Annotated in this window: 24 protein-coding genes; 8 read left to right on the plus strand and 16 right to left on the minus strand. The window is 52.8% G+C overall.

Features of this window, described 5'->3' with window-relative positions:
• Positions 1–43: 43 nt before the first annotated feature.
• Positions 44–868, minus strand: a complete 825-nt coding sequence (locus KIH39_RS11640) for a hypothetical protein (protein WP_213499601.1) — start codon at positions 866–868, stop codon at positions 44–46.
• A complete protein-coding gene (gene guaB / locus KIH39_RS11645) occupies positions 843–2333 on the minus strand; it encodes an IMP dehydrogenase (RefSeq protein ID WP_213499603.1) in 1491 nt (496 codons plus the stop codon). Before guaB ends, KIH39_RS11640 begins: the two co-directional genes overlap by 26 nt.
• A gap of 131 nt (positions 2334–2464) precedes the next feature.
• Between guaB and KIH39_RS11650 the strand changes: the two genes are divergently transcribed.
• The gene (locus KIH39_RS11650; protein WP_213499605.1) at positions 2465–3763 is read left to right on the plus strand and encodes a Gfo/Idh/MocA family protein; all 1299 of its coding nucleotides are present in this window, start codon (positions 2465–2467) and stop codon (positions 3761–3763) included.
• Here the strand turns inward: KIH39_RS11650 and KIH39_RS11655 are convergent.
• From KIH39_RS11655 to KIH39_RS11665, 3 genes are read right to left on the minus strand one after another with little or no spacing between them, the layout of a single operon-like run.
• Entirely contained in the window at positions 3760–5187 is a 1428-nt protein-coding gene (locus KIH39_RS11655) for a CehA/McbA family metallohydrolase domain-containing protein (RefSeq protein WP_213499607.1), read from the minus strand. The two genes, KIH39_RS11650 and KIH39_RS11655, sit on opposite strands and share 4 nt — an antisense overlap.
• A complete protein-coding gene (locus KIH39_RS11660) occupies positions 5184–6014 on the minus strand; it encodes a sugar phosphate isomerase/epimerase family protein (protein ID WP_213499609.1) in 831 nt (276 codons plus the stop codon). The genes KIH39_RS11655 and KIH39_RS11660 overlap by 4 nt, the downstream gene beginning before the upstream one ends.
• 32 nt (positions 6015–6046) lie before the next feature.
• On the minus strand, positions 6047–8287 hold the full coding sequence (locus KIH39_RS11665; RefSeq protein ID WP_213499610.1) for an ATP-dependent helicase: 2241 nt from the start codon (positions 8285–8287) through the stop codon (positions 6047–6049).
• 93 nt (positions 8288–8380) lie between these two features.
• On the opposite strand from KIH39_RS11665, the gene KIH39_RS11670 reads away from it, so the two are divergent.
• Positions 8381–8770 carry a holo-ACP synthase gene (locus tag KIH39_RS11670; protein WP_246539698.1) on the plus strand — a complete coding sequence of 130 codons (390 nt, stop codon included), beginning with the start codon at positions 8381–8383 and terminating at the stop codon, positions 8768–8770.
• Positions 8771–8793: 23 nt separating this feature from the next.
• Here KIH39_RS11670 and KIH39_RS11675 read toward each other — a convergent pair whose 3' ends face one another.
• From KIH39_RS11675 to KIH39_RS11700, 6 genes are all read right to left on the minus strand, one after another.
• Entirely contained in the window at positions 8794–10266 is a 1473-nt protein-coding gene (locus tag KIH39_RS11675) for a sensor histidine kinase (protein ID WP_213499612.1), read from the minus strand.
• Complete coding sequence (locus KIH39_RS11680) at positions 10259–10912, minus strand: response regulator transcription factor (protein WP_246539667.1); 654 nt, start codon at positions 10910–10912, stop codon at positions 10259–10261. The genes KIH39_RS11675 and KIH39_RS11680 overlap by 8 nt, the downstream gene beginning before the upstream one ends.
• A gap of 34 nt (positions 10913–10946) precedes the next feature.
• Positions 10947–12122, minus strand: coding sequence for a YHYH protein (locus KIH39_RS11685; RefSeq protein ID WP_213499613.1), 1176 nt, complete (start codon positions 12120–12122; stop codon positions 10947–10949).
• A gap of 169 nt (positions 12123–12291) precedes the next feature.
• Positions 12292–12660 carry a PDZ domain-containing protein gene (locus KIH39_RS11690; RefSeq protein WP_315852419.1) on the minus strand — a complete coding sequence of 123 codons (369 nt, stop codon included), beginning with the start codon at positions 12658–12660 and terminating at the stop codon, positions 12292–12294.
• Positions 12661–12719: 59 nt separating this feature from the next.
• Positions 12720–12950, minus strand: coding sequence for a hypothetical protein (locus KIH39_RS11695; protein WP_213499620.1), 231 nt, complete (start codon positions 12948–12950; stop codon positions 12720–12722).
• Between the two features lie 288 nt (positions 12951–13238).
• On the minus strand, positions 13239–13925 hold the full coding sequence (locus KIH39_RS11700; RefSeq protein ID WP_213499622.1) for a TIGR02996 domain-containing protein: 687 nt from the start codon (positions 13923–13925) through the stop codon (positions 13239–13241).
• A 194-nt stretch (positions 13926–14119) separates the two neighbouring features.
• Here KIH39_RS11700 and KIH39_RS11705 point away from each other — a divergent pair, with 194 nt between their 5' ends.
• From KIH39_RS11705 to KIH39_RS11715, 3 genes are all read left to right on the plus strand, one after another.
• Positions 14120–14443 (plus strand): DUF2089 family protein, encoded by a 324-nt coding sequence (locus tag KIH39_RS11705; RefSeq protein WP_213499625.1) that lies wholly within the window; start codon positions 14120–14122, stop codon positions 14441–14443.
• A 19-nt stretch (positions 14444–14462) separates the two neighbouring features.
• Positions 14463–14813 carry a hypothetical protein gene (locus KIH39_RS11710; RefSeq protein ID WP_213499627.1) on the plus strand — a complete coding sequence of 117 codons (351 nt, stop codon included), beginning with the start codon at positions 14463–14465 and terminating at the stop codon, positions 14811–14813.
• A gap of 159 nt (positions 14814–14972) precedes the next feature.
• Positions 14973–15506, plus strand: coding sequence for a hypothetical protein (locus KIH39_RS11715; RefSeq protein WP_213499629.1), 534 nt, complete (start codon positions 14973–14975; stop codon positions 15504–15506).
• 554 nt (positions 15507–16060) lie between these two features.
• Here the strand turns inward: KIH39_RS11715 and KIH39_RS11720 are convergent.
• Positions 16061–17434 (minus strand): efflux RND transporter periplasmic adaptor subunit, encoded by a 1374-nt coding sequence (locus tag KIH39_RS11720; protein WP_213499631.1) that lies wholly within the window; start codon positions 17432–17434, stop codon positions 16061–16063.
• 305 nt (positions 17435–17739) lie between these two features.
• Between KIH39_RS11720 and KIH39_RS11725 the strand changes: the two genes are divergently transcribed.
• Positions 17740–18288, plus strand: coding sequence for a hypothetical protein (locus KIH39_RS11725; RefSeq protein WP_213499633.1), 549 nt, complete (start codon positions 17740–17742; stop codon positions 18286–18288).
• A 50-nt stretch (positions 18289–18338) separates the two neighbouring features.
• On the opposite strand, the gene dusB is transcribed toward KIH39_RS11725, so the two are convergent.
• From dusB to KIH39_RS11740, 3 genes are read right to left on the minus strand one after another with little or no spacing between them, the layout of a single operon-like run.
• Positions 18339–19427 carry a tRNA dihydrouridine synthase DusB gene (gene dusB / locus KIH39_RS11730; RefSeq protein WP_213499635.1) on the minus strand — a complete coding sequence of 363 codons (1089 nt, stop codon included), beginning with the start codon at positions 19425–19427 and terminating at the stop codon, positions 18339–18341.
• 7 nt (positions 19428–19434) lie between these two features.
• Positions 19435–21126 carry a serine/threonine-protein kinase gene (locus KIH39_RS11735; protein ID WP_246539669.1) on the minus strand — a complete coding sequence of 564 codons (1692 nt, stop codon included), beginning with the start codon at positions 21124–21126 and terminating at the stop codon, positions 19435–19437.
• 40 nt (positions 21127–21166) lie between these two features.
• Positions 21167–21811, minus strand: a complete 645-nt coding sequence (locus KIH39_RS11740; protein WP_213499637.1) for a sigma-70 family RNA polymerase sigma factor — start codon at positions 21809–21811, stop codon at positions 21167–21169.
• 257 nt (positions 21812–22068) lie between these two features.
• Here KIH39_RS11740 and KIH39_RS11745 point away from each other — a divergent pair, with 257 nt between their 5' ends.
• Complete coding sequence (locus KIH39_RS11745) at positions 22069–24147, plus strand: prolyl oligopeptidase family serine peptidase (RefSeq protein ID WP_390623708.1); 2079 nt, start codon at positions 22069–22071, stop codon at positions 24145–24147.
• A 106-nt stretch (positions 24148–24253) separates the two neighbouring features.
• Here the strand turns inward: KIH39_RS11745 and KIH39_RS11750 are convergent, their stop codons facing one another.
• Complete coding sequence (locus tag KIH39_RS11750) at positions 24254–25384, minus strand: hypothetical protein (protein WP_213499641.1); 1131 nt, start codon at positions 25382–25384, stop codon at positions 24254–24256.
• Positions 25385–25640: 256 nt separating this feature from the next.
• Here KIH39_RS11750 and KIH39_RS11755 point away from each other — a divergent pair, with 256 nt between their 5' ends.
• Positions 25641–26000, plus strand: coding sequence for a hypothetical protein (locus KIH39_RS11755; protein ID WP_213499643.1), 360 nt, complete (start codon positions 25641–25643; stop codon positions 25998–26000).
• Positions 26001–26026 lie beyond the last annotated feature (26 nt).

Below are 26026 nucleotides of genomic sequence, written 5' to 3' on the forward strand. Positions count from 1 at the left end.
CAAGAACCAAACGGCTGAAGCTCACTTTACTGCTGATAGCTGATTAAGGAATCATAAACGCCAGAGCCAAAGCAATCCCGCTCTCGGCCAAGATTCCCGTGACCGTGGCCCCCTGTTGGAACAGGATGTAAGGCACCTGATCTCCCGGCTGACACTGAGGCGAGCACTCCTGGCAGAAGGGCCGGGAAGCCGCGTGATATGGGAAGAGCAGCGTATCCTTATAGAAGTAACTCAACGTCACGAATGGCTGAATGAAGCCCAGGTCCCAGCCGTAGCGTTCGGCATTCTTGTCTTCGAAAAGCAATTTGCCGTGGCAGACATAATGCGGTTCGGCAATCATCTGCGATTTATTGTAAACACGAGCCAGAAACGCTTTGTCGCTCAAGGTAGGCTGCGAAGGGAAATTCTCCATCAGCATCTGTTCGTTTTTGATGCGTTTCTCAAGAGCTTTCTCCGATTCAAATCGGTACAACTCTTCCGTTTTCGGGAGATCCGTTTTCACCACATAAGTGTTGGCCGGGTCCTGAACTTTGGGATCCTCTTTCTTCGGATCGTCCTTTTTGTTCTGAACGAGCTGCGAAGGCACGGCCACCACAGGCACGTATTTCGGCGCCTGGGTATAGGCCGGGATGGTAATCGCGGAGTTATTCGGCACGGTGGGAGCGGGAACCGCTTCCGTGGGAATCGTCTGCACGGAACTGGTATTCGCGGGCTTCTTCAACTGCAGGGTCTGGCCCCGAAGCAGTGTATAATCCCCGGCCTTCGGCGCGGGGATCGACAGCGGATCGGGAGCCTGAGCCCGAACCGACTCTCCGGCGAACAGACTGGCTATAACGGCCAGGCTATAGGCCATCTTTCGAATTGGCATCTTCCCGGCTGCTGTAGTTGGGCGCTTCTTGAGTAATAGCGATATCATGCGGATGGCTCTCCTGTACCGATGCCGCGCTGACCTGAATGAATCTCGCATTGTTGCGAAGCTCTTCCAGGTTGCGTGTGCCGCAATATCCCATGCCGGCACGCAATCCCCCGACCAATTGAAACAGGAACGGCGCCAAATGCCCCTTGTAAGGCACCCGGCCTTCCACCCCTTCGGGCACCAGCTTACCGCCGGCTGTCCCTTCTTTGGGAAGCGATTGCTGGTAGCGATCCGAAGATCCTGCCATCATCGCTCCCATCGATCCCATACCCCGATAGACCTTGAAGGATCTACCTTTATAGAGAATGGTCTGTCCCGGACTTTCCGCGACTCCCGCGAACAAGCCGCCGATCATAACGCTGTGGGCTCCGGCCGCCAAGGCCTTGGTTATATCCCCCGAGTATCGGATCCCGCCGTCCGCAATAATCGGTATTCCCGCTCCTTGCAAGCCTTTTACTGCCTGAGAAATCGCGGAAAGTTGAGGAACCCCCACCCCAGACACAATTCGGGTCGTGCAGATCGAGCCCGGCCCGATCCCCACCTTGATCGCGTCGGCACCGGCATCGAGAAGAGCTTTCGCCCCTTCCATCGTCGCCACATTGCCTGCAATCACATCAATCCGGCAGCGCTTCTTAATTTCGCGAACCGTTTCGATCACATTTCGCGAATGGCCGTGAGCCGAATCAACTACCAGAACATCCACACCCGCCTGGATCAGCGAATCGGCCCGCTCGAAATCCTGAACCCCGATCGCCGCCCCCACTCGGAGCCGTCCTCGATTGTCCTTACTTCCGTTAGGAAAGTTGAGGATTTTATCGATATCTTTGATCGTAATAAGGCCCTTCAGTCTGTATTCATCGTCTACCAGGAGTAATTTCTCCACTTTATTTTCCGTCAAAATTCGTTCAGCCGCTTCAAGCGTTGTATTTTCCGGGGCCGTGACCAGATTGGTCTTGGTCATCACCTCTTCGAGTCGTTGGTTCTGGTCGGATAGGAAGCGCAGGTCGCGCCGGGTGAGTATCCCTTTTAGGTAACCATTGACGGTAATAGGAACGCCGCTGATGTGCTGCTGCTCCATAATCCGGCGGGCGGTCTTCACCGTTTCTTCGGGCGGCAGCGTAATCGGATCGGTGATAATCCCGTTTTCGGAGCGCTTCACCTTATCGACTTCCCGGGTTTGTAGTGGAATCGACAGATTTTTGTGAATGATGCCGATGCCCCCCTCTTGGGCCAGGGCAATGGCCAGTTCGCTTTCGGTCACCGTATCCATGGGCGAGGAGACGATGGGAATATTGATTTTGATGTTGCGGGTGAGTTGCGTGCGAACGTTCACTTCCCGGGGAATTACGTCAGAGTAAGCAGGTTCCAGCAGAACATCGTCGAAAGTGATTCCTTGATAGCCAATTCGATCTAACATGCGTAATTCCCCAGCATCCATCCGAAAGGTAATTGGGAGAAATTATAGAGAATGCTTGCGAGGAGCAACGACGACAGATACCTTAGTAGGCAATATCCCACCCAAACTTAAACTTTATTTAGGATAAATTGATGGAATACTCTCCAAATCGCCGCCATTTTATTCTGTCGGCCGGGCTCGGTACTGCCGCGCTGGCGATGAATTCGACCCCGACCTACGCCTCCAAATCCAACGAAATTCGTATCGGCGTCATTGGCACGGCCAATCAAGCTCGAGCCAACTGGGAGCCGGTGGCCGCCGCGGGAGGCAAGATCGTGACAGTTTGCGATGTGGACGAGAATCTAGCCGTTGATATTCGCAAGAAGCATCCCGACGCCAAATTCTTTTCGGACTATCGGAAACTACTCGAAGCCAAAGGCATTGATGCCGTCATCGTCAGCACGGCTGATCACAATCACTTCCCGGCAACCTACCTGGCCATTCAAGCAGGTCTCCATGTCTACTGTGAAAAGCCATTGACCCATACCGTTGGCGAGGCCCGCCGGATTATCGAGGCTACTCGGCAGAAAAAAGTCGTGACCCAGATGGGTACCCAGATCCATGCCGGGAAGAACTATCGACGAGTAGTCGAAATCCTTCAAAGTGGTGCTATTGGCGAGATCAATGAAGTGCAAACTTGGGTCGGCACCAGCTACGGCAAGCAGAGTTTGAAGGCCCGCGTCGGAAACCCTTCCGATAAAATCCCAGCCGGCTTCAATTACGATCTCTGGCTCGGGCCAGTGGCCGAACGGCCTTACTCTTCCGCGTACCATCCCTTCAACTGGCGACATTTTTGGGCTTTCGGCGGAGGCGCTTTAGCCGATATGGCTTGTCACCACATGGATCTTCCCTTCTGGGCTCTGGGCTTAAAACACCCTTCGACGGTCTCGGCCAAGGGTTCGCCCGTGGATCCAGAAATTTGCCACGAATGGTGCGATGTGGAATATATCTTCCTCCGCGAAAACAAAGAACCCTTGAAACTCACCTGGTCCGATGGTCCTCGTAATCAAACTCTAGTGAAAGAACTCGGCTTGCAGAATTACGCGGGCGGCGGCAACCTGTTTATAGGCAAAAAGGGAATGCTGGTAGCGAATTACGGCAGCTATACGCTCCTACCCAAGGAGCAGTTCAAAGACTTCAAAGCCCCAGCCCCGACCATCCCCGATTCCATCGGCCACCATAAAGAATGGCTGGAAGCAATCCGAAAGAGAACGTCCACCACCTGCAATTTCGAGTACAGCGGCACGCTGACCGAAGCCGTTCTCTTAGGCACCGTCGCCTATCGCACCGGCAAGAAACTGGAATGGGATGCCAAGAACTTGAAGGCGACCAATGTGTCCGAGGCCGATAAGCTGATCCACAAGGAATACCGCAAAGGCTGGGCGGTTTAGCTTCCGCCATCGAGTTTAGTCAAAGCATCGGCACAGTAACCCATCACCCGATCGCGAACATTCGATTTCGTGAATCGGGCACCCGTTTCCTGCCAATCCCGATATCCTTCGACCAGCTTCCGCAGCGTTTTCCGAGCGGTTTCCAGCGCCGGATCTTGAGGATCATATTCTCCGATAGTTATCGGCGAGGTAACGGCATAGGCCCCTCTTTGATTTCGGGAATCCTCGCCGGACGGCCCATCGACACTCAAAATCACAAAGGGAGAAGGACACTGGGAAACGGGAAACTCGGCTTCAATGCAATAGACTCCCGACACTTCGCGAGCTTTAAACTCGGCCAACTTGGTCGTTGCATTGGAAACCGTCAGCTTCTCCATAGGCCTAAGCGATTCCGCCCGGGCCCGTAACCACTCCTCTTCGACCGACCATTCCATAATCGGTCCGTTTGTGACGTAGGTCTTGGCCTCTCGAATCGCCTCCACGAAAGTCCGATCACGCGATACTACGGTTAGCAAAGTGTTGGCAGCCATCTTATTCGACCAGCGTTCCCGGGAGCCGACCAGGGCCACCGGGTAATTCAAGGTCCGGAGCATCGTCACCATCGAAAGGATCTTGGCAGCTCGATTTGCCGTCAATTCGATGGCATCGATCTTACCCAGTAGGGCGGCAACGAGGGCTTCTCCTCCTGGTACCGCCTCGTGATAGGCATCGACCCAGACGGCGACTCCTTTTTTGCGATGGCCTTGATCGCACCAGTCGCAAATCGACCAGTTGTCATTTTCTTCGCCGAATGACAGGGGAAAAATGGGGCGATGGCAGTGCAATAAAGCGACTTTACCGACGGCCGGATGACTATTGAGGGTGTTCACAACAACGGAAGTACCATCGCGCTCCAGGCAGGCCTCCTGTCCGCTGAAAGCCGCGAGGTTCATGGTCGTGGGATAGAGTTTCCCATCCTGCCCGGGAACCATGTTCTCGGCGATCAACAGCTGGATTGCATCGAGCCCTTCTGCTTGCGCTTCCAGCAAAGCATCATGCGGCGTCAGAAAATGCGCCCGGCTATCCACGAAAAAATCGTTTCTGGCTGGAAGCTTCTTCTCAATCGTCAGTCGCAAGGCCATCTGCCCCGCCCCGAGCGTCACCGTTCTATCGATTGGCTCATAAAGCAGTCCTTTGGCTACCTGCAAGTGCAATGGCACTCCCGTCGGCAATGTGATCTCGCAAGAGCCATCGATGTAGTACCATTTTTTGGTCCCAATGGCCGCGGCACCGCCGACGGCTTCCGCCAGTCCCATCGGAAAATCTTCTGCACGGCCGTGCGGAGCGTAGAATTTTCCCTGCTCATCCTGAATGCTGAAGCGGACCGGAGTTTGCTGTTCGGTAGTGGAATCGTTGACACGCAAATGAACGGTCAGTTCGGTCACTGGTGTTTCGCTCCCAACTTGTTCAGAATCGAGCGAATAGCCTCTATCGCCTTCGGAAACAATTCCGGCCCGGTCACTCCGCCAGTGGGCCCACCACCGAGAAGATGCGGTTCGAGCGTGAAGAAGCCGGAGTACCCCATGGCCACTACTTCGGCAACCACCTTTTCCATCAGGCTGTCCCCCTGCCCCGCCAGACAGCCATGTTCTTCGCCCTTTTTCCAGTCTTTGACATGAAAGTGGGCCAGGTGCGGCTTATTGGCCAACCAGCCGGCCCAGGGATCGTAGCCGCCATATACGAAGTTGGCCGGATCATGCACGGCCTGAAAATGCGCATGGCGGACCGTATCAAAAAGATCTTTAACTCGTTCTGGTGAATCGCCGTAGATGCGGTGCTCATTTTCGTGCAGCAGTTTCACGCCGGCCTTCTCGGCCATCTGCGCTTTCACTTGCAAGCGCCGCATTACTTCATTGCGATAGGGAGCCCAATTTCCATCGAAATTATCGGGGGGATAATAGCTGAAAATTCGGATGTTCGGCGTGTCGAAAAAACTGCACAGATGAATGGCCCGTTGAAATTTTTCCAGATGGGGCTCGAAAGGATCGGTGATTTTGATTTTCCCGATCGGCGAACCAATGGCACTGATTTGAAAACCTTCCTGATCCAGCAGTTTCTTGAAGCTGGCGATCTGGGGATCATCGAGGCTCAGGACGTTCGTCTTGTAGATCGAACGGAACTCGATGTGCTTCACTCCGGAAGCTTTCAGAATGGCCAGTTGTTCTTCCGGTTCCGCGGAAATCTCATCGGCAAACGCGGAGAGTGTGATCATCGCATCCCCTTACCAGGCACTAGTATCATAATTTACTTCTTATTCACAATTTTCAGCTTCACTTTATCCGCCACGAAAGTCTTATCTCCCTGCGTGGCAAAACGGATTTTCACCTTACGTAAGGCCCCAAATCCATTCACATCCAGAATCTGACCGATGCCATACCCTTCGTGTTGGACAATCGTACCCGGCCGAAGTTCCTCGGATAGCGTATCCCCCACCTGCACCGGGGAAGGGCTGACTTTGGCGGACGACGAAGTGAAAGCCGCTTTATTCCAATCGAAGGGAGCCTTGGTGCCAAAGCCGGAATAGCTGGCCATCCGCTGCGAGCTGATTGAAAGATCCTGTCTCTGCACTTCCTCCGGCAATTCGCCAAGAAACGAGGAGGGAATGGCATACAGCGACTGGCCGCGAAACTCCCGGACTTTGGAATTGCACAAAAACAATTCCCGCATCGCCCGAGTCATACCCACATAGGCGAGCCGCCGTTCTTCCTCGATATCTTCGTCTTTCTGCAAGCTTCGTTCGTGCGGCAGAATGCCTTCCTCCACCGCCAGGATGTAAACAATGGGGAATTCCAGTCCCTTGGAGGCATGCAGAGTCATCACCGAAACATGATCCTGCTTTTCATCCCAGCCATCGACGTCCGATGCAAGCGTGATCTGTTCGAGAAAATCGGTGATCGTTCGTTCGCCGTCCTCGTTGTAAAACTGCATGGCGGCGGTAATGAGTTCCTCGACGTTCGCCAGCCGTTCTTCATCTTCCGGGTCCCGGCTGTCTTTCAACATTGCCCGATAACCCGATTGTTCCAGAACTAACTGAATCACCTCGTGCGGTTTGTCTTCGATGTGTTCGCGCAAAACGTGCATGAGCTGGGCGAATTCTTTTAGACCCTTGGCCGCTTTGCCCTTGATATTGGGCACTTTCTCCACATTGGCGGCCGCTCTCAAGAGGCCTATCTGATGCTGTTCGGCGAATCCCGACAAGTGTTCCAGAGAGACTTTGCCGATGCCTCGGGCCGGCTCGTTGACTGCCCGCAAAAACGAGATGTTGTCCTGCGGATTCACAAGCAACCGCAGGTAAGCCAGGATGTCTTTATTTTCTTTGCGTTCGAAGAAGGCGAGACCTTTGACAATCTGATAGGGAATGCCATTTTTTATGAAGGCCGACTCGATCGTTCGCGTCAGAGCGTTCATGCGAACGAAAATCGCAAAATCCCGATAGGAAGCTTTTTCCGAAGCCACCTTATCCTTAATCTGACGAGCAATCTGATCGGCTTCATCCAGGCCGCTATCGAAGGTCAACACCTTCACCGCTTCCCCTTCCGGATTATCGGTAATCAGTCCCTTCTTTTTGCGATTTTTGTTGCGGGAAATCAGCGTGCTGGCCGCATGCAGAATCGACTTCGTACTGCGATAATTCCGATCGAGCGTAATGACTTTGGCTTTCGGAAAATCGCGTTCGAAATCGAGAATATTGCGAATGTCCGAACCGCGCCATTTGTAAATCGACTGATCCGGGTCGCCTACCACGCAAATATTCTGGCTGGCCTTCGACAGGAACCGGGCCATGATATACTGGGCCTGGTTGGTATCCTGATATTCGTCGATCAGAATATACTTGAAGCGGGCATCGAGGGTATTACGAAAATCCTCGTTCGTCTGTAAAGCCAGCGCCGGCATGAACAAGAGATCGTCGAAATCGACGGCGTTCGCTTCCTTCAATTTCTTCTGATATATCGCATACACGTGCGAGGCAATCTGCCCCAGAAAATCATTTTCCTGCCGATAAAAAGCATCGGGTGTGAGCAACTGATTTTTGGCCCGGCTGATGGCGTTACCGATACGATCCGGAGTGAACTTCTCGACACCCGGCACGGTGACCGCATCCATGGCGATCTTGATGACCTTCAGCCGGTCGTCCATGTCATATATGGTGAAATTTTTATCCAGGTCAAAATGCTCGGCATACTGCCGCATGATCCGCGCACCGAAGCTGTGAAAGGTGCTGATCCAGACGCGATTCCCCGGTAGCAGCGTATCGATGCGTTGTCGCATCTCCTGGGCTGCTTTGTTGGTAAAGGTAATAGCGAGAACGTTATAGGGTTTAACCCCCTGTTGCAGCAGATGGGCCACGCGTCGCGTAATCACTCGCGTTTTGCCCGATCCGGCCCCGGCCAGAATCAGCAAAGGGCCTTCCATATGCTGCACCGCATCGGCCTGCTCGGGGGTCAAATCCGCCAGAATCGGATTGTTTGCGGAGAGTTCCGTCATTCGAATCCTTCAACAAGTCCATTTTTTCAGTAAAAGCTATTCTAGTCCGTTACAACATATCGAACACGACGAGAGACCGAACGGGGCGTGAAGATGCGGATCCAGGGACTGAGTACACAGCTCATCGAATGCGTTCGGATTGCCCGAATGCTCTCCAAACATGGCGAAAAATTCCTTCAGCGCGTCTATTCTCCCGACGAGATCCAACTCTGCCAGGTGAGTAAGCATTCTACGCAGATGTTCGCGGCCTATTGGGCCTGCAAAGAAGCAATTTTGAAAATGCTCGGCGTGGAAGACCGGGATCGCTTCGACTGGCGCGAAGTGGAAATCGTTTGGCTCAATGGCCGGAATCAGGCCATTCTGAAAGGTTCCCTGGCAGAAAAATATAACGTACGTCGGATTTCCGAGCTGTGGCTCAGCTATTCCTACACCCGGAATTACGCCTCGGCGACTGTCCTCTCGATGCAGGACGATCATTCCTGAATTGCCAGAATTAATTCGCCTTCCTAGACGTCGCCCTCAATACCCGTCTTCAACTCCGGTAGTTTCACCGTAAAAGTGGTCTCATCCGCACTCGAAGTAAATTGAATTTGCCCACCCATCGCTTCCACAATACTCTTACAGATCGCCAGCCCTAAGCCATTACCACCGGAAGTGCGAGCCCGGGCTTTATCGACCCGGTAGAAACGTTCAAAAATATGAGACTGATCGGCCTCGGGAATTCCGGGCCCATTGTTGCGAATTGCCAATACGATCGAGTCTACTTCCCGACTCAGACGGACGAACGCTTCGCCGCCGGGCCGGTTGTATTGGATTGCGTTATTCAGCAGATTGCGAACCACCTGAGCCAGGGCCCCGGTATCCGCCATCACTTGAGCGAAAATCAGTTCGCTGCGAAGCCGGACGTCACTTTTTTCGGCCAACGGCGTCAGCAGCAATAGGCATTCTTCCACGATTCCCGTGAAATTTACTTGCTCGCGAATGAGATCGAGCCGTCCGGAATCGGCCCGTGCTAATGTCAGGAGCCCTTCGACTATCGAATACATGCGATCGGCCGCTTTACCGGTCGCTTCCAAAGTACTCGTATACTCTTCGGGGGATCGCGGCCGGGAGAGCGCCAGTTCCACATGCGATTTGATAATTGCCAGAGGCGTTCGCAATTCGTGCGAAGCGTCGGCGGTGAAGCGAGCCTGCTGGGCAAAACTCGTTTCCAGTCGATCAAAGGCGTCATTCAGCACAACCGCCAGATCGGCCAACTCCTTGTCGATCCGGGAAGTATCAATCCGCTCCGACAGATTAACGGCCGAGATTCGCGAAGCGGTTTCAGAAATTTTGCGGACCGGCCGGATCATCCGGGCCGAAAAGACCCAGCCGCCCAGCAATCCTAAAAGGAGTAACGCCAACCCGGAAATCGCCAGAACGCCCGCAAAGCGATTCATCTCATCGTGAAGATGAACGGTCGACAATCCGACCACAATAATCGCTCTGCGCGGCCCCATGCGAATGGCTTCGCGAAACTCGCGACGATTGGAAATCAACGCATCAATGCCGAAATCCCGGTCAGAAACGGGAGGTTCCAGATCGGGCGGGATATCGACCGCTTTAATGACTGATTTATCGTGTCGCCAGATGACATAATAAAGCTCCCCCTTACGCCCTCCCGATTCGGGCCATCCGGGAGGAGTTAATTCTCGAAGTGTCCGTTCATTCGGACTGGCGAGTCGATCGACGGGTGGAGGAGGATTGTCTTTTTTCGGCGGCGGCCCATCCTTCTTGCGGATCATCCCATCTTTAGGAATGGGTTCGAAATTGCGCAGCGATGTATCCAGATAATTTGCGGCGGAGATCAGCTCTTTATCGATCTCTTTTCGTCGGGCATCGCGCACCTGAAAGTAAAGAAAGAGCCCATACCCGGCCACCACGGTGATCAGGACGCACGCGTACCAGAATTGCAGCCGCCAACGCAGCGATCTAACCATCGATGGAGTACCCCAAACCGCGTCGGGTTTGAATGAAATCCTTTCCTAATTTTTTCCGAACATTCGAAACGTGCACCTCGACCAGATTCGAAAGCGTATCGTCATTTTCGTCGAAAATGTGTTCGTAGATTCGCTGACGGGGCACCACTTCACCGCGATGCCGGGCCAGCAGTTCGACAATCGAATATTCCCGAGCGGTGAGCACCACTTCGATGCCTTTCAAACTCACCTTTTTCGCTCCGGTATCGATCGCCACTTCGCCAATTCCGATGGTCGGCGAAGGCTGATTGGAAGACCGACGGATCAAGGCCCTCACGCGGGCCAGCAATTCGACAATCGCAAATGGTTTGGTCAGATAGTCATCCGCCCCCCGATCCAAGCCGCGCACGCGGTCCGACACCGAATCCCGGGCAGTCAGCACAAGAACGGGCGTCTTCTTTTTCCGCCGCAAATGTTGTATCACCTCCCAACCATCCATCTTGGGAAGCATCAGATCCAGAATGATTCCATCGTATTCGGTCAAAGTGGCTTTCAACAAACCCGCTTCGCCATCCGTAGCCTGATCGACTGCATAGCCATCCTCCCGCAAGGCCTGGGAAAGTACCCGCTGCAACTCCGGTTCATCCTCGATCACCAGCATACGCATGAAAATTTACTCCACGATATCAATTCAATTCAATTCAATTCTTCTTCGGCGGCGGGCCGTCTTTTTTGTCTTTTCCTTCGCGACGGAGGTAGGTTTCGGTCTTCTTGTTGCCGTCGCCATCGTCGTAGATGAACTTCGCCGTCCCATCCTTGGTCCAGGAATATTCAATTGTGCGGGTCGATCTTCGAACTTCATAAGTCAGTTTGAAACTATTTTCGCTGGGAGCCGAGAAATTCGTGATACTCGCCCCCCGCAACGGTTCGCCGGCCGGCCGCATGGGAAACGCTCGCGGTTGCGGATCGACCTGGCCGCCACGGACTTCCACAACGCCGCGCATGCCGCCGTTGATATAGGGGTAGGTCTTGGTGGCATGGTAGCGATAGACGCCATCTTTGCCAATTTTCCCGTTGAATTCATCGAGTTTGCCCGCGGGGGAACCGTCCGCTTCGGTGAAACCGTAGATGGCGAAACCGTCCAGGGCCACGGCTATGGGATTGCCCTTCCCCGCTTTCTTTTCCAGATGGATGGGTGCGGCATGATAGTGATAGTCATCCGCCCGGCCGCAATGCCCGCCCCATTCGTCGAGTTCACCGATGGCAAAGGAATCTTCGCCGCGATTATTCAGTGCATTGAAGATCGGCACACCATTGATGGCCAGGGCGATGGCTCCGCGAAAGAGATTGTTCTTCGCGGAGATCGGTTTCTCGGCCAGTTCGGGTTTCAAAGGAATCTGCCAGGCATTTTTACCCGAATAGGGTTGCGGCAGGGGTACTTGCTGCTGCCAATTTTTAATTCCCTTCATCATCAGATGATCGGGCAGACCGTTCGATTCGACGTACAGCCACTTTTCGTCCCAACGGACTTTGACAGTCTCTTTGAACGGCTCGAAATATTTAGCCAGGACCGGGGCGATTTTGGAATCTTCAACGGATACGAAGGTGTTAAGTTCTTTGATAGCCGTGAGTTTCTGCTCGACCCATTTTTTGTCTTCGCTGCTGAGAAATCGCTCCGGAATCCAGAAGGTCGATCCATCTTCCGCTCTCAATTGCACTTCGCCGGATCGCGCCACCACGAAGGACGCATGCAGATGGTAGTTGCCATCGTACAAGTTCCAGGTTCGCAGAGCGGGGTGACTTTCCGAGGAGCCTGGGTGTGCAAACGAAGGGATAGAGCTTAGGAGGCAAGCCGACAGGACCAGGAGATATTTCATTTCGTCACCTGAGGAACGCAGAGAGAGGGATACACTTTGTTTCTAACGTAGAACGCGAAGCTGAAGAGGGGATTAAGAGGGGGTTGCCTGTAGCCACACCGGCCGAGCAAAATCCTCGCGCGGTTGGGAAAAATAAGACGCTTTAGTGCAGTGGATGTTTAATTCCAGGTTACTTTTTCACTTCGCCGCTTTTCAGATCCAAGGTGGATTCAAGCTCTCGATCCGCTCGTTTCACCGTAAGCTTGACGCGAGTCCCATCGTCGCAGAATCGTTTCCTAACATCAAATAAGTCGATCCTGGCATTCTCCTGGCCCTCCAGCCGGGTCAGGACGTCACCCTTTTTCATACCGGCTTTATCCGCAGCACTGTCCTGATCGATTATTTCGGCCACGACTCGACCCGTCTTCTTGAGAATATGTAAGCCGCTCAGATCATAGAGATCCGGTTTGTTGAAGTTTTTACCGGGCTTCAGATATAACTTCTTGGCTGTGAAGTGAATTCGCTTTGCAGACTCGAACGGGTCGATCCCGAGTTTGATGTGGAGAAGTCAGTAAGAAGGGCAACGAAAAAAATCGCCTCAATTTGGATGAATTTCAGTCAAAAATTGTGACGAAAATTCTCTCTCCCTTCTTTCACCAGCTTTTTCTTAAAAAGCTCTGCTTTCATTTTCTGCAACCCCTCTTCAGTTGTCAATTCCACTACTTGGAGCTTCCCCGCCTGGGCAAGATCGATCATTCCATTCGGGACGATAAAGGGATATCCCACATGAGCAGTAATGATGGGATTTCCAATCGACTTAATTGGCGGAAGCTGATTCTTGTCCCCCACAACTCCCTCAATGAAAATTCCAAGAATGTCGTTCGACTTGATGATTCGGATATCGCGTGGAAACGGCAGATTCTCCTAAGATTTAGGATCATCCGCCCGAGCAGTAGATAGTGTCGCAAGCAACAGACTAAGTAATAGAAAATAGGTTTTCACTGCCTGCTTCTTTCTGAAGTACTTATTGTCAGCTCCCAATCGAAGTGAGAATAGTTACATCTCTTTCCAAAAATAAATTGGAATGGCTTTTCGATTCGGAACAATCTTTTTTTGACTTATCGTCGCAATTGCAAATCAGAACAAATCAACATCTCGCCTCTTTGTCCAGTAGCGCATACTTTCCTGGGAAATAATGTCTAGGACATAGCGCTCCGAAACAGCATCCAGCGATCCTTCAGTAGGAAGTCTCGCCATTATCCTATCTCGCAATTCCTTAGGAACGTTGCTCGGCAAATTCAAATTCCCATAGCTATCGAGAATAGCTCCCTCATGGATCTCCACGTAGCGAATAGGATTCCGAGCAAATAGCCGGAAGCCATGATCGTGAAGCGCAGCGGGCGTCAGATTGAGTTCCTCAATGAAACCCCGGCGATAAGTCAACCACTGACAGCGACTGATTCGGAAATGATCCATGTTTTCGGGTGACATTGCATCTTCGACCAGCCGACTATCCGTATCGAATATCTTCCAATCATCGAAAGTTACTGCCAACGGAAAGAGCACACTGCTTCGGGGCGGATTACCGACTATCACAGGTTTGTTTCGAGGATTGTTGAAAACCACAGGTAAGTTTTCGGAGTCTCTCGGCAATTTCAAACCAATAGAAAACGCCTGAGCCTCAGGCGCCGAGCATTGAATCTCGATGAATTCCGCTCGTAAAGGATCGCCGTTATCGCGCAGCCATTTGGCGTATTCCAAGCGCGGCACATCCTCTTCCGGATGAGAAATAATTTCCTTCAAGAATGTTTTTCGATGAGCCAAGGCGAGCTTTCAGTTTAAATACCAGCGTAAAGTTCCGAAGCAGCGGATCTCATTCCATTTAACTTCCATTACCTTCCATCGGTCAAGTTTTATCCGTCTGGCACGGGAGATTCATTTCTCTGATTTACGCAGAAAATTTAATTTTCCGAAAATTGACTTGAACAAAACGAAAATTTGCTTTAATATTATTCAACATGAGTTTCGAAAAACAAAACACGCTAGCGGATCACGTTCTCGGCACCTTGCCCCGGGAAGATCTGGATATCATCGTCGAACTGGTGCTCCATTCCGGCTCTCTGAAAGATCTGGCGACCGCCTATGGAGTCACCTACCCGACAATTCGGCTCCGGCTCGACCGGGTCATCGAACGGCTGCGGGCCGGTATCCAGGGTAAAAAGCCCGATCCGATAAAGGAACTCCTGGCCAAGCTGGTCGAACGGGGGGAACTCTCCTCGGGAGGAGCCCGAGCCCTGCGGGATCTATTGCAGAAACGCAACGAAAACTCAGAGAAAACTTAACTCTAAATCGAGGGGGATCATGATGGCCTGGTGGACAGATCAGGACGCCGGTTGGATCGGCGCGATAGCCGGAAGTTCCATCGGAATTCTCGGCGGCTTATTAGGCGGACTTGCCGGAACGTTCGCACCGAAAGGTAAATATAAATCGCTCGTACTATCCATCGCCTTCAGTATCGCTCTGTTTGGAGTGATTTCTTTTGGCGCGGGAATTTACGCGTTCACGCAGTCGCAGCCCTTCTTCGTCTGCTACCCACTGTTGTTGTTGGGACTGGTTTGCTGTTCTGTCATCGCGCTAATTCCAGTAATAAATAAGCGTTACCGCGAAGCCGAGAACCGTCGACTGGAAGCGGAAGAATTTCGAAGAAGTTGAGGTTCCTGCTTCACCTTCGGTTTTACATCCACTTCGAGGAAAAAGAATTGGCACGACTCCGCAATATGCCCTACCACGACCAGCTATCCCGTCGATACCTCCCGGAGAGCCATTATGCCCGCGAATAGTGCTGTCCCGAATGAGGCCAAAAGCCGGTCAGTGACGACTTTGGCTGTCGTCACGATCATCCTCGGCATCTTGCGCTTGATCGCAAGTGTTCTTGTAATAGGTTTCGCGCTCGGATTGACTGCCGTTGCACCGGCGGAAAATCCAGCACCAGTGGCGAACCGTGCTCAGGATTTCGGCGAAATCGGCCTTCCCCTTCTGGCCTTACTGAAAGTTCTATTGATTCTGGTGATCATCCCGATCGCCATCGTATCCGCATTCGGTGGTCTGTTGCTCATCCTCGCAGGTATTGGTCTAATGCGTCACTGGCGATTTAGCCGCGTATTAACTCTTCTGCTGGCAAGCTTAGGCGGAATGCTCACCCTTATTTACGGCTATGCATTAATTTCGGAAGTGCAAAAAGTCCCCGCCGATTGGCAATTGGCTCTCATTTATCTGATCGGACTGCTGGTACACGGCAGCTATTGCCTGTTTGCTTTTAGAGTGCTTCTCAACCGGAAGAATGCCGCCGAATTTCCAACAATTCCAGCCGTTCGTCTCGCTAGCGGCGCTCAACCGTCGGTTTGAAAAACACTCCATTTGAATCTGGAAAGCGACGTTCAATTTCAAGACTCTGAACGTTCAGCGAGCTATTTCCTAAATCGCATTTTTCGCGCCCGACTGAATCCCTTTCCGATCGTTCCCGTCCCACCTCAATCTTTCATTCCCCGCTCAAAATCAGAGTGAGATCCCCTTCATTTTCACTTCACTGCCAATTAACCGCGATCAATCCCGAAACATACTTCAGCAGACGATTTTGAAAGAAGAAAGTCAAAGGTGGGCTATGTATCAATTTGCCAAGAATTGCCTGATTGCCACATTACTTTTGATCGGTTGCTACGATACCGCCCACGCTGGCTGATCGACCTGTCACACACCCAGCCCCGCGGCGGTCGCCGCGCAGAAGGCCTGGGCCGAACACAAGGTTAAGATCTCTTGCACCGTGATGGGCATCATAGTTCTGGGCGGCCTGCTGACTCTTTTCCGCGAAGGAAAACAGGTCCTGGGCTCGGGCTCAAGTCACAAGGGTTACACCCAGGATCAGCCTGTTTACAGACCCTGGACCCAGCAATAAACCGGGGTCACTTCACCTGGACATCTGTTCCGGTTTCCAACGGCCCCTCTCTCGTAACGACGACCTGTTCGTTACCTAGAGGGGTATGCCAGGTCGATTTGGGATCGGCCTTTTTCAGCATCAGTAATTCGACTTCATCCCCCTCTTTGTGTCCCAACTCCACCTGGTACCTAACCGCCTTGCCTTCTTCCACAATGAAGCAGTAATTGAATTCGTCCAACATAAAAGTCGATTTCCCGGGTACCGTGTACGCATTCGGCGTTTCAATGGGAAGCGATACCGTGGCATAGAGACCCGGTCGAATTTTGAAATCGGGATTGGGAAGATCGATTTCTACCCGCAACGTGCGAATATCGGGATTCAACACTCCCGCAGTTCGAGTGACCTTAGCGGAAATCGCCGCATTACTTATTGAGGGAATCGTTACTTGGGCGGGGCTTCCCTTTCCGACCTGACTGGCGGCCGCTTCAGGTACCTCCATGAAAATGCGAATGGGATCAAGTCGAGCCACCATAAACAACGGCTGCGAACTGTTCATCTGCAGGAAGTGGCCGGTGTGGACGTTACGAGCCGTGACGATCCCTTTGTAAGGGGCAGTGATATACGCATAACGACGTAGCGCCGCCACCCGGCGGGCCTCCGCATCCGCAGAACGGGCCTTGGCCTCGGCGGCGGTAATATCGGAAAGGGCCGATTGCTGTTTGGCCTGACTTTCCGTCAGTCGGGCTTTTGCGGACTGAACTCGCGCCTTGGCTTCATCCAGTTCACTTGCTGCCGCGATCGCCTGATTGCGGGTTTCTTCCGCGGTTTGTTTGTCCATCACTCGCCGAGCAACCATTTCATCGGACCGGCTGGCTTCTGAACTCCAGCGCTTGGAATTGGCATCCGCCTTCGCCAGGGCCGATTCGCTCTCAAGAACCATTTTTTCGTTCGATTTGATGTTTGCCTCGGCCACCAGCAGATTCTTCTGAGCCACCTCAACCATAGCCTTCATGGCCACCGCCTCGGCCAGTTTCTGTTTGCGTTCCTCTTCGAGTTCGGGAATTGAGAGTTCCGCAAGCAAGGTTCCCTGCTTGACTTCTTCCCCGAGCCAGCCGATCTCCGGACCATCGATCTTATCGTCGATATCGACCAGCACCCGCGAAATATAACCCGGCACCTTCGCAATTATGGGGGTGGTCTCATAAGCCTGGATGGTGGCGGGTTGTTCCACGCTCCAGTGAATCGTTTTTTTCTGCGGAGTCTGAACGGAGACTATCGTCTGGGCGGCTTTCGACTTTTCCTGGCTGGAAGATCCCGGCGACTTCATGCAGCCCGGGATAAACCCCACAACAACAAGTAAGCTCGTCAGAGGAAGAATCAGGGATCTTGGGTAATACATTCCGAAACCTTTAAAGAGATATCCCATCATCTTGGCGGATTGAAAGGAGGGCTTCAAGAAAACAATACCGAGAGGGGAGCAATCGGCTTACGGATCGATGGAATTCTGTCGCTTGCGCGGGCTATAACTGGGCCAATGTCAAAACAGGTAATCTAGGTAATATTAGAAGAAAAAAAAGGATAATTAGGATTTATTCGACTCTAACGGTTGTTCCATGTTTAATGAATCCCTACAACGAGCAGACGGTTTATGACTCGCCTCATGGACTGATCGCCGCATAGCATCACAACTTGGAGGTCGGTTGAATGAATTTTTGTCTCTTAGTTTGGCCCGTTGTATACGCCCTTTCGTCCAGCCCGATTGCCTTAACTACTGAATGGCAAACGGATTACAGCAAAGCCAAGCAACTCGCCCTGGAAAAGCACAAGCCCCTAGCAGTTTTTGTCGGCGAAGGTTCCGACGGGTGGAAAAAAGTCAGCCCTGGAACCTCGTTTGATGGTACAATCAATCAATCATTGTCTTCCAATTTCGTATGCCTCTATGTGGATAAGGCAACCTCCAACGGTAAATCGTTGGCGGATGCACTCCAGGTAACGGAACATACGGGGCTGGTAATCAGCGACAAGGATGTCAAACTTCAGGCTTTTAATTATTCCGGAACGGTGAAAGCAGACGAACTCGTCAACGTGATCACCAAGTTTGCAGATGGACCGCAAACGGTTACTCAAACGGAATCCTTGGCCAAACCGGTCGTTTATACCCCCGCCTCGGCCGTGATTCCCGCAGCCTATATGGGGGGTGGATGCCCCAATGGGAATTGTCCTAAACAAGTTCAATACTACTACGGACGATAAGAAGGTACCCGTTGTCCGAAGGGCGAGCTTCGGCAACTAATCAAAAATCCTCACCAGTGACTAATCGCCCCACTGGGGATATTCATTTCCGCTTCATAGCCTCCCGCCTGCCAGTTTTTGGGTGGACCTTTCTCCCGCAATTCCAGCACGACTTCCTGAAAATCCGACCACCTCGATAGCATTTGCAACTTCATGTGCGTATCTTTATCGGCCTTGATGGCCCGGCAATGATAGGCCGACACCTTGCGAAATTGCAGACAGGCCAGATGCTCCCCCCGCCAGTCGATCATCCGGCGCAAGTGCGTCTCCATGAATTCGATCCGTTCTTCAAAGCTGCCGCGCCCGCCGGGCACGCCAGTATGAAGCCAGTTGTTCAACTGCCGGAAGATCCAGGGATTCGCCAGGCCGCCGCGACCGATGGCGATGGCGGCACACCCAGTTTCGTCGATCATCCGATGAGCTTCTTCGATATTGCGGATATCCCCGTTGCCAATGACCGGAATTTTCTGCACCGCTTCCACTACTGTTCGAATTCCATCCCGATTCACGCTACCTGAAAAGCCCTGTTCGCGAGTACGGCCATGAATGGTGATGGCCGATACGCCTATTTGCTCGAATTCCGCTGCGAACTTGGGAGCCGTCAGCTGGGTATCGTCCCAACCCAGACGCATTTTCACCGTCACCGGAATCTTCACGGCCTCCACAACGGTCTGCACCACTTTGAGTGTTTGACCGGTCGTGTCGCACATCATGGCCGAGCCGCCGCCGCCCTTCACCACCTTGTTGACCGGGCAGCCCATATTGATGTCGATGATCTGCGTACCGCGCGCTTCCAGAAACTTCGCGGCCGCATCCAGATCCTTCAGATTGGAACCATAAATCTGCACGGCCAGCGGTTTATCTTCCGGGCAGGTGGCAAGTAATTCGAAGGTTTTGCGACTGTTTTCGAGTATGGCGCGGGCCGAGACGAGATCGGTCGTGGCCAGACCCAAGCCCCCCAGTTCCCGAACCGTAAGTCGAAACGGCATATGGGTATAGCCGGCCAGGGGAGCCAGATTGAAACGGCTGGGCAATGGCACGGAGCCGATCGAAAAGGGCTCCAGCAAATACTTCGGGGGTGCGGGGAAAGATTCCTTCATAGGGGCATTATAGGATCGCTTCGGACTGCTTCCGCAAACGATAGTACTTGATGCCTGGAATCAAAAAGCTCAGGGCCGACATGAAGCCGAAGAGCAGAATGTTCACCTGGGGCAGTAGCGGCATAACCATGGCCGTCAGGAACATCATGGCCGCGGTCACGTAGAATCGCCCCGTCAGAATACCGGCCTTGAAAACGAAGACCATTCCGGTCGCCACAGCGATGGCCGGGGAAAGCGTTAGTACCGGAAGATCGGCCACCACCTCGATGACGAACATTGAAATACTGGCGCAGACCCCGGCGGCCCAGGCATGCGCAATCTGCCGCTCTACGAAAACGACCGGCCCCGATTTCCCGCGCCACTTCCAGAGAATCGTTCCCCAGGTCAACAATCCGACCGTCCAGAGAATCAGATAGGTGCCGTGCTCTTTCAAGCCGTACCAGACCAGAGCCTGAGTCAAAAAGCAAAGCAGGAAAATCTGCAGACTGTGCCAGATCCAGATGAGACCCCAGTTTTCCAGAATGGAAATATGATGCGTTTCCCGCAACATCCGCGACAGGAAATGCTTCAAACCGCTGGTGGGATTGGAAACGTGCTCCCCCGACAAATAGGCCCGAAGATCGAGCACCAGTTCGGAGGCGTGCTGATAACGGCGATTCGGTAATTTTTGCAGGCACTTCAAACAGATGTTTTCCAGATCCCGATCAATACCGGGCACCAGCAGACGCGGCGGCACTGGATCCTGCTCGATGACCATCAGCAGAGCATCCACGGGATTAGAAGCCTGAAAAGGCGGTCTTCCCGTCAGCATCTCATAAAGGATGGCCCCGATGCTATACACATCCGACGCGGGATTCAAATCCCCTCGGTTCATCGCCTGCTCGGGAGACATGTAGCCGGGCGTGCCGACGATTGCACCGGTAGAAGTACGCCAGTCTCGCAGGCTTTCCGGATTCAAATAGAGTCTTTTGGCGAGACCGAAATCCGATACTTTGGGATGAGGTACTGCCCCGTCCAGGACCTTCAGAGAGAATCGGGAATTGGAACTCGGCGAAGCCACCCTTTCGGGTGAAAGCAGAATGTTGCTCGGCTTCAAATCCCGATGCAGGATTCCCATGTCATGAGCATGCTGCACTCCCAAAGCAATCTGGACTGTGAGCGCGGCGGCCTGACGCGGCGGTAGGGGTCCGTGACTTAAACGCTTGGCTAAGGTCAACCCTTCGACGTACTCCATCGCGAAGAAAGGTTGCCCCTCGTTATCGCCGACTTCGTAGACCGTGACGATGTTCGGATGCTTCAATTTACCGGCCGAGGTCGCTTCCGAACGAAAACGCCCTTTATCGGCATCGCTGGCCATCCGGCCATCCCGCAAGACTTTGATCGCCACCAGCCTATTGAGACTTTTCTGCCGGGCTTTGTAAACCACGCCCATTCCCCCCCGGCCGAGTTCTTCCAATAGCTCGTAATCCTCGAAGTGAATCGAGGGAATTTCCGGCTCGGCCTTCACACTGGCACTGGGAGTCGAGTCGGGCAGGCGGATGAGAGAGGCAAATTGAGCGGTTGCCCAGAGAGAGCGCAATTCGTCGATCAGATCGGGATGTTCGAGCGAAATTTTATGCCAGTCGGGCGCGGTTCCCGCAGCGCATTCCGAGTCCAGTTGGGCTAGCAACTCGGCCAGGGTTTCGTCTTGCGTCATCATGAGAGATTAGAAATCTATCGACGGTTTTCGGCCGTTCGCTTCAAGATTTTTCTTTTGCATCCGGGTTTTCATCCGGCAGTAGGACCGCCCGGAGTTTCCGCAGAGCCCGCAGGTAGCGCATCGAAGCGGCCGCTTCCGTCAGTTGGTAAACGGCCGCCACATCTGTGTTCGAAAGCTGCTCGTGGTGACGCATCAGAATTATATCCCGGTCGTTCTGCGGCAGTTGAACGATCGCGGCATTCAGCTTCTTTCGCAACTCTTCCTGAATGGCCGCGCTCGCCGGCGTATTCTCCGGGTCGATTAGAGAAGCGACGAGATTAGCCGACGAATCGTCAGCCCAGGCAGGGCTTTCCAGGGAGTGTTCCCGGTCGATGCTGCGACGCTGCGCCACTCGATGCCGGCGATGCGTATCGATGATCCGATCCTGAGCCATATGCCGCAACCAGAGGTGGAACGGCATAGTCGGAGATTGCAGATATTCTTTTAATCTTTGATGGGCTTCGATCAGCACATCCTGCACGATATCGGAAGCATCAATGCGCCGCGCCAGAGCGGGGTCCATGCGTAATCCGATAACTCGCCGTAGCGGTTCGCGGAACTTCATTAACAGTTGTTCACGTGCCGCCGGGTCGCCCGTTTTAGCGGCATCGAGTAAATTGCGGGTCTCTTCGGAATTTGGCCACATCCTAGAAATTGTAGTAGTTTTTCGAGCCGCTGACGAATCCGCACCAAAGAAGTCTCTGATCAATATTTGGCCTCAACTTACACGTTTTTCAACTCCGTGAATACTTTTTGAAAATCCGACCTTCCGGAATCCGACCTTTTCCAATGCAGTTTGAGAACCTTCGGGCGATCTTCTATAAATTACCGAAACAAACAATTCAGAGGGTCAACATGAGACGCATCGCAATTCTGGGTTCAATACTGTTAGGAGGATTGGGCATGAATGCCGCCTGGGCCGATCATCCCACCTACCCCACTACGAAACGGACCGAATTCACGGAAGAACTGCACGGCACGCAAGTTCCCGATCCCTACCGCTGGCTGGAAGACGACGTTCGCAAATCTCCCGAAGTTAAAGCCTGGGTGGAAGCCGAATCCAAGTTCACCAACGACTATTTGAAAGCCATTCCAGAACGGGAAAAAATCCAGAAGAAGCTCACCGAGCTCTGGAATTACGAAAAGTTCAGTGCCCCTTCCAAACATGGTAAGCACTACGTCTTCAGCAAAAACAACGGCCTGCAAAATCAGTTTGTGGTCTACACTCAGGATAGCCTGAACGGCGAACCGAAGTTGCTGCTCGACCCGAATAGCTGGTCCAAAGACGGCACCATAGCTCTAAGTGGCACAGCGTTCAGCGACGATGGCAAACTGGTTGCCTACTCGCAATCGGAAGCTGGCTCGGACTGGACCACCTGGAAAGTACTAGATGTCGAATCCCGCAAATTGCTGCCCGATGAACTGAAGTGGGTGAAGTTCTCCAACGTTTCCTGGACCAAAGACGGCAAGGGCTTCTTCTACAGCCGGTTCGACGAGCCGAAAAAAGAAGCCCAATTCCAAAGCTTGAATCTCAACCAGAAGCTGATGCACCACAAGCTGGGCACTAGCCAGGCGGAAGATGTCATCGTTTATCAGCGGCCCGATCAACCGACCTGGAGTTTCAGCGGTTCCGTAACCGATGATGGGAAATATCTGGTTTTCACCAGCCGGACCGGAACCGATGCCCGTAATCGCGTTTTCGTCAAAGACCTTTCTAAGCCGTTGACCGATGCCCCCGTCGAAGTCGTGGACAACTTCGATAACGACTACACGCTCATTGAGGGTGTCGGCCCGATTCTCTATTTCCGGACCGATTTGAATGCTCCCAATGGCCGCGTGATCGCCATCGACATGACCAAGCCGGCCAAGGAAAACTGGAAAGAAATCATTCCCCAGGCCAAAGAAAATCTGCGCGGCGTCAATCTGGTCGGCGGATTGCTGATCGCAAGTTACTTGAAGGATGCCCGCACCCAGGTGAAGATGTTCCAACCCGACGGCAAGTTCGTTCGGGAAGTCGAATTCCCGGGTATCGGTACCGCTGCCGGTTTCGGCGGCAAACCGAGCGACACCGAAACCTTCTACAGTTTCAGCAGTTACGCCGTGCCCCCGACGATCTACCGCTACGACCTGAAGACCGGTGAATCTAAACAGCTCCGACAGGCTCAAGTGAAGTTCGATCCTTCCCAGTTCGAGACCAAGCAGATCTTTTACACCTCGAAGGATGGTACGAAGGTGCCGATGTTCATCACCTCCAAGAAAGGTCTCAAACTCGACGGCCAGAATCCCACCCTGCTCTACGGTTACGGCGGCTTCAACATTCCGTTGACTCCCGGTTTCAGCGTCGGGCCGATCACCTGGATGGAAATGGGCGGCGTTTATGCCGTGGCCAATCTGCGCGGCGGCGGCGAATACGGCAAGGACTGGCACAAAGCGGGAACAAAGGAGCGCAAGCAGAACGTGTTCGACGACTTCATCTCGGCCGCTGAGTACCTGATTGCTGAAAAGTATACCAGCACTCCGAAACTGGCGATCCAAGGCGGCAGCAACGGCGGTTTACTGATCGGCGCCTGCATGACGCAACGACCCGACCTCTTCGGAGCCTGCCTGCCGCACGTCGGCGTGATGGATATGCTTCGTTTCCACAAATTCACCGCCGGGCGTTATTGGGTCGATGACTATGGCAGCCCTGATAAGGCCGAAGATTTCAAATCGCTGATCAAATACAGCCCCTATCACAATCTGAAGCCAGGCGTGAAGTACCCTCCGACGATGGTGATCACGGCCGATACCGATGATCGCGTGGTGCCGGGTCATAGCTTCAAGTTCGCGGCTCAGTTGCAGTATTGCCAGGCCGGCGATGCTCCGGTGCTGGCCCGCATTGAAACGCGAGCCGGTCACGGGGCCGGAAAACCGACTGCGAAGGTGATTGAGGAACTTGCAGACGAGTATGCGTTTCTGTACAAGAACTTGAAGATGAAGTAAAAGGTTGAGGTTTATAAGTTAAGCCAAATCATTTCGCTACGGCGAGAAGATTTGGCTTTTTTTCTTATAACATTTTTCAACTAAGAACACTCAATTACACGCCCCTTCACTTCTCCAGATACGCCTCAATGCTATCCGATTTTAGCAGCAGAGCTCCCATAGCGAGGGGAAGACTGGCCGAAAGCACCAATCCCACCACACTCCCAACCAACCCCGAAATGGATAGTGAAGCCGGACTGGCAAGTACGTTCACTAAACCCCAACAAAACATGATCATGAAGAATGTAGCCACCGCCGTCAGTATACCCCCGAGAACATAACGGGCCCAATTCATTTTTAAGAAGGTGCAGACTAGCAAAACCAACGTCACGGCAAAGACCGGCAAGCTCTTCGTCAAGTCCTTGCTTCTCTCCTCTCCCCTCAATTTCTTCTCCGCTATGACGGACTTGGAATTATTCATCATGGTTTGCAATGAAATTGTCCGCACCCTATAGTTGCTCGAAAACTCATTTCTCGATGCAAGCAGTTCCTGCATAGCCTTGGAATCGGAATTCTTTTTTTGGTTTTCGGCATCTACCAGAGCCTTCCACTCTTCGTTGAACTTTTTGTTCTTGGATTCGAGTTCCGCAAGCTCTTTCTCAAAAGGTTCAAGTTCCGCTGCCGCCCGCTTGTCATCGAGATCTGCCGTCGAGGTTCGTGTCATCATGCGGGTCATCGAATAAAGCTGCGAGCCCAGGAGGAAGCAGGCAATCAAGATGACATAAATCTTACCGCGACTGGCGTCCCCTCCCTTTTTGACCTTCCCAATCCCCTTCTTTTTGCCCTTCCCCTTCGGAGAGTCCACTTCTATCGGATCTTCCTCATCCACTTCTTCCTCGACAACTTCCACAACCTGTTTGGGCCGAGATGGTAGCTTTGGCGGCTTCGGTCTCTCGGGTGGCTTGAGCCGTTCCGTAGGCTTCGGAAGTGTTGGCGGCTTGGCGGCTACCAGCTTTGGAGACGACTTTTTGACCGGCTTCGTTTCTTCAACAACCTCCACTTCATCAAACTCTTCCACGACCTCGACTTCGTCAAAATCCTCCACCACTTCGACCTCATCGAACTCCTTGACAACATCTTTTTTCGGATCGGGTACGACGATCTTCTTCTGGCAGCCAGGGCACTTGCTCGAAAGCCCCGCCTTGGAATCGTCTACCGTAAAGGATTTGTTGCAAAAGGCGCACGAGAAGCGAATCACAGCATTCTCCGGGTGGTTTAGGGCAGGTTTACGCAAGAAACAAATTTCAGTGCTAAACCGGACGATTTCAGAATGGGGAAATTGTAGGTGAGAAGGTGAAGAGAACAAGTAGTGTGCAGGATCAACCGCTCGACCCGTTTGATCGGTAGAACATGGTCTGCAAGGATTTCTTGCGACTTGATTCCTGTACCTAGGATTGGAGAAACGCGGTTGCGTTGATTTACTTAATTCCGCACTGCAAATTAAGGAGATTTCAATGACCGAATTCAGTCACGACACTAAAAGTACTGGCTTCTCGCGGAGAAAAGTCTTGTTGACTGCGGGCGCTTTAGCGGCCGGTACACTGAGTGCGTCCGCAGAAGTGATGGCTGGAGAGGATCAAAAGAAAGTCGAGAAAAAATTCGAAGGCGAATCACGGGAAGGAAAGATTCAAGAAGCGCTCGATAATGCTTTGAAGGAACTGGACAAGGCCATGGGCGAAGGCGGAGTAGCAGACGGCTTGGCCAACTGGAAACTTTCAAGTGTATCCGGTCAACGCGGCGGCTTCGCGGGACGAAGAGGAGTGAAAGTGGAGATAACTGCGACCCGTTCGCCCGACTGGCAGGAGAAGAGGTAGAAAGGAGCGAAAATATCGATAGCTTC

It is taken from the genome of Telmatocola sphagniphila, from assembly GCF_018398935.1.
Taxonomy (GTDB): domain Bacteria; phylum Planctomycetota; class Planctomycetia; order Gemmatales; family Gemmataceae; genus Telmatocola; species Telmatocola sphagniphila.

Bases quoted from the DNA above. Each gene is read 5' to 3' on its own strand.
- KIH39_RS11745 (WP_390623708.1), top strand. From the start codon at position 22,069: ATGAATGCCGCCTGGGCCGATCATCCCACCTACCCCACTACGAAACGG.
- KIH39_RS11755 (WP_213499643.1), top strand. From the start codon at position 25,641: ATGACCGAATTCAGTCACGACACTAAAAGTACTGGCTTCTCGCGGAGA.
- KIH39_RS11640 (WP_213499601.1), bottom strand. From the start codon at position 868: ATGCCAATTCGAAAGATGGCCTATAGCCTGGCCGTTATAGCCAGTCTG.
- KIH39_RS11720 (WP_213499631.1), bottom strand. From the start codon at position 17,434: ATGTATTACCCAAGATCCCTGATTCTTCCTCTGACGAGCTTACTTGTT.
- dusB (WP_213499635.1), bottom strand. From the start codon at position 19,427: ATGAAGGAATCTTTCCCCGCACCCCCGAAGTATTTGCTGGAGCCCTTT.
- KIH39_RS11680 (WP_246539667.1), bottom strand. From the start codon at position 10,912: ATGCGTATGCTGGTGATCGAGGATGAACCGGAGTTGCAGCGGGTACTT.
- KIH39_RS11685 (WP_213499613.1), bottom strand. From the start codon at position 12,122: ATGAAATATCTCCTGGTCCTGTCGGCTTGCCTCCTAAGCTCTATCCCT.
- KIH39_RS11735 (WP_246539669.1), bottom strand. From the start codon at position 21,126: ATGATGACGCAAGACGAAACCCTGGCCGAGTTGCTAGCCCAACTGGAC.
- KIH39_RS11740 (WP_213499637.1), bottom strand. From the start codon at position 21,811: ATGTGGCCAAATTCCGAAGAGACCCGCAATTTACTCGATGCCGCTAAA.
- KIH39_RS11670 (WP_246539698.1), top strand. From the start codon at position 8,381: ATGCGGATCCAGGGACTGAGTACACAGCTCATCGAATGCGTTCGGATT.
- KIH39_RS11675 (WP_213499612.1), bottom strand. From the start codon at position 10,266: ATGGTTAGATCGCTGCGTTGGCGGCTGCAATTCTGGTACGCGTGCGTC.
- KIH39_RS11660 (WP_213499609.1), bottom strand. From the start codon at position 6,014: ATGATCACACTCTCCGCGTTTGCCGATGAGATTTCCGCGGAACCGGAA.
- KIH39_RS11650 (WP_213499605.1), top strand. From the start codon at position 2,465: ATGGAATACTCTCCAAATCGCCGCCATTTTATTCTGTCGGCCGGGCTC.
- KIH39_RS11705 (WP_213499625.1), top strand. From the start codon at position 14,120: ATGAGTTTCGAAAAACAAAACACGCTAGCGGATCACGTTCTCGGCACC.
- KIH39_RS11710 (WP_213499627.1), top strand. From the start codon at position 14,463: ATGATGGCCTGGTGGACAGATCAGGACGCCGGTTGGATCGGCGCGATA.
- guaB (WP_213499603.1), bottom strand. From the start codon at position 2,333: ATGTTAGATCGAATTGGCTATCAAGGAATCACTTTCGACGATGTTCTG.
- KIH39_RS11665 (WP_213499610.1), bottom strand. From the start codon at position 8,287: ATGACGGAACTCTCCGCAAACAATCCGATTCTGGCGGATTTGACCCCC.
- KIH39_RS11725 (WP_213499633.1), top strand. From the start codon at position 17,740: ATGAATTTTTGTCTCTTAGTTTGGCCCGTTGTATACGCCCTTTCGTCC.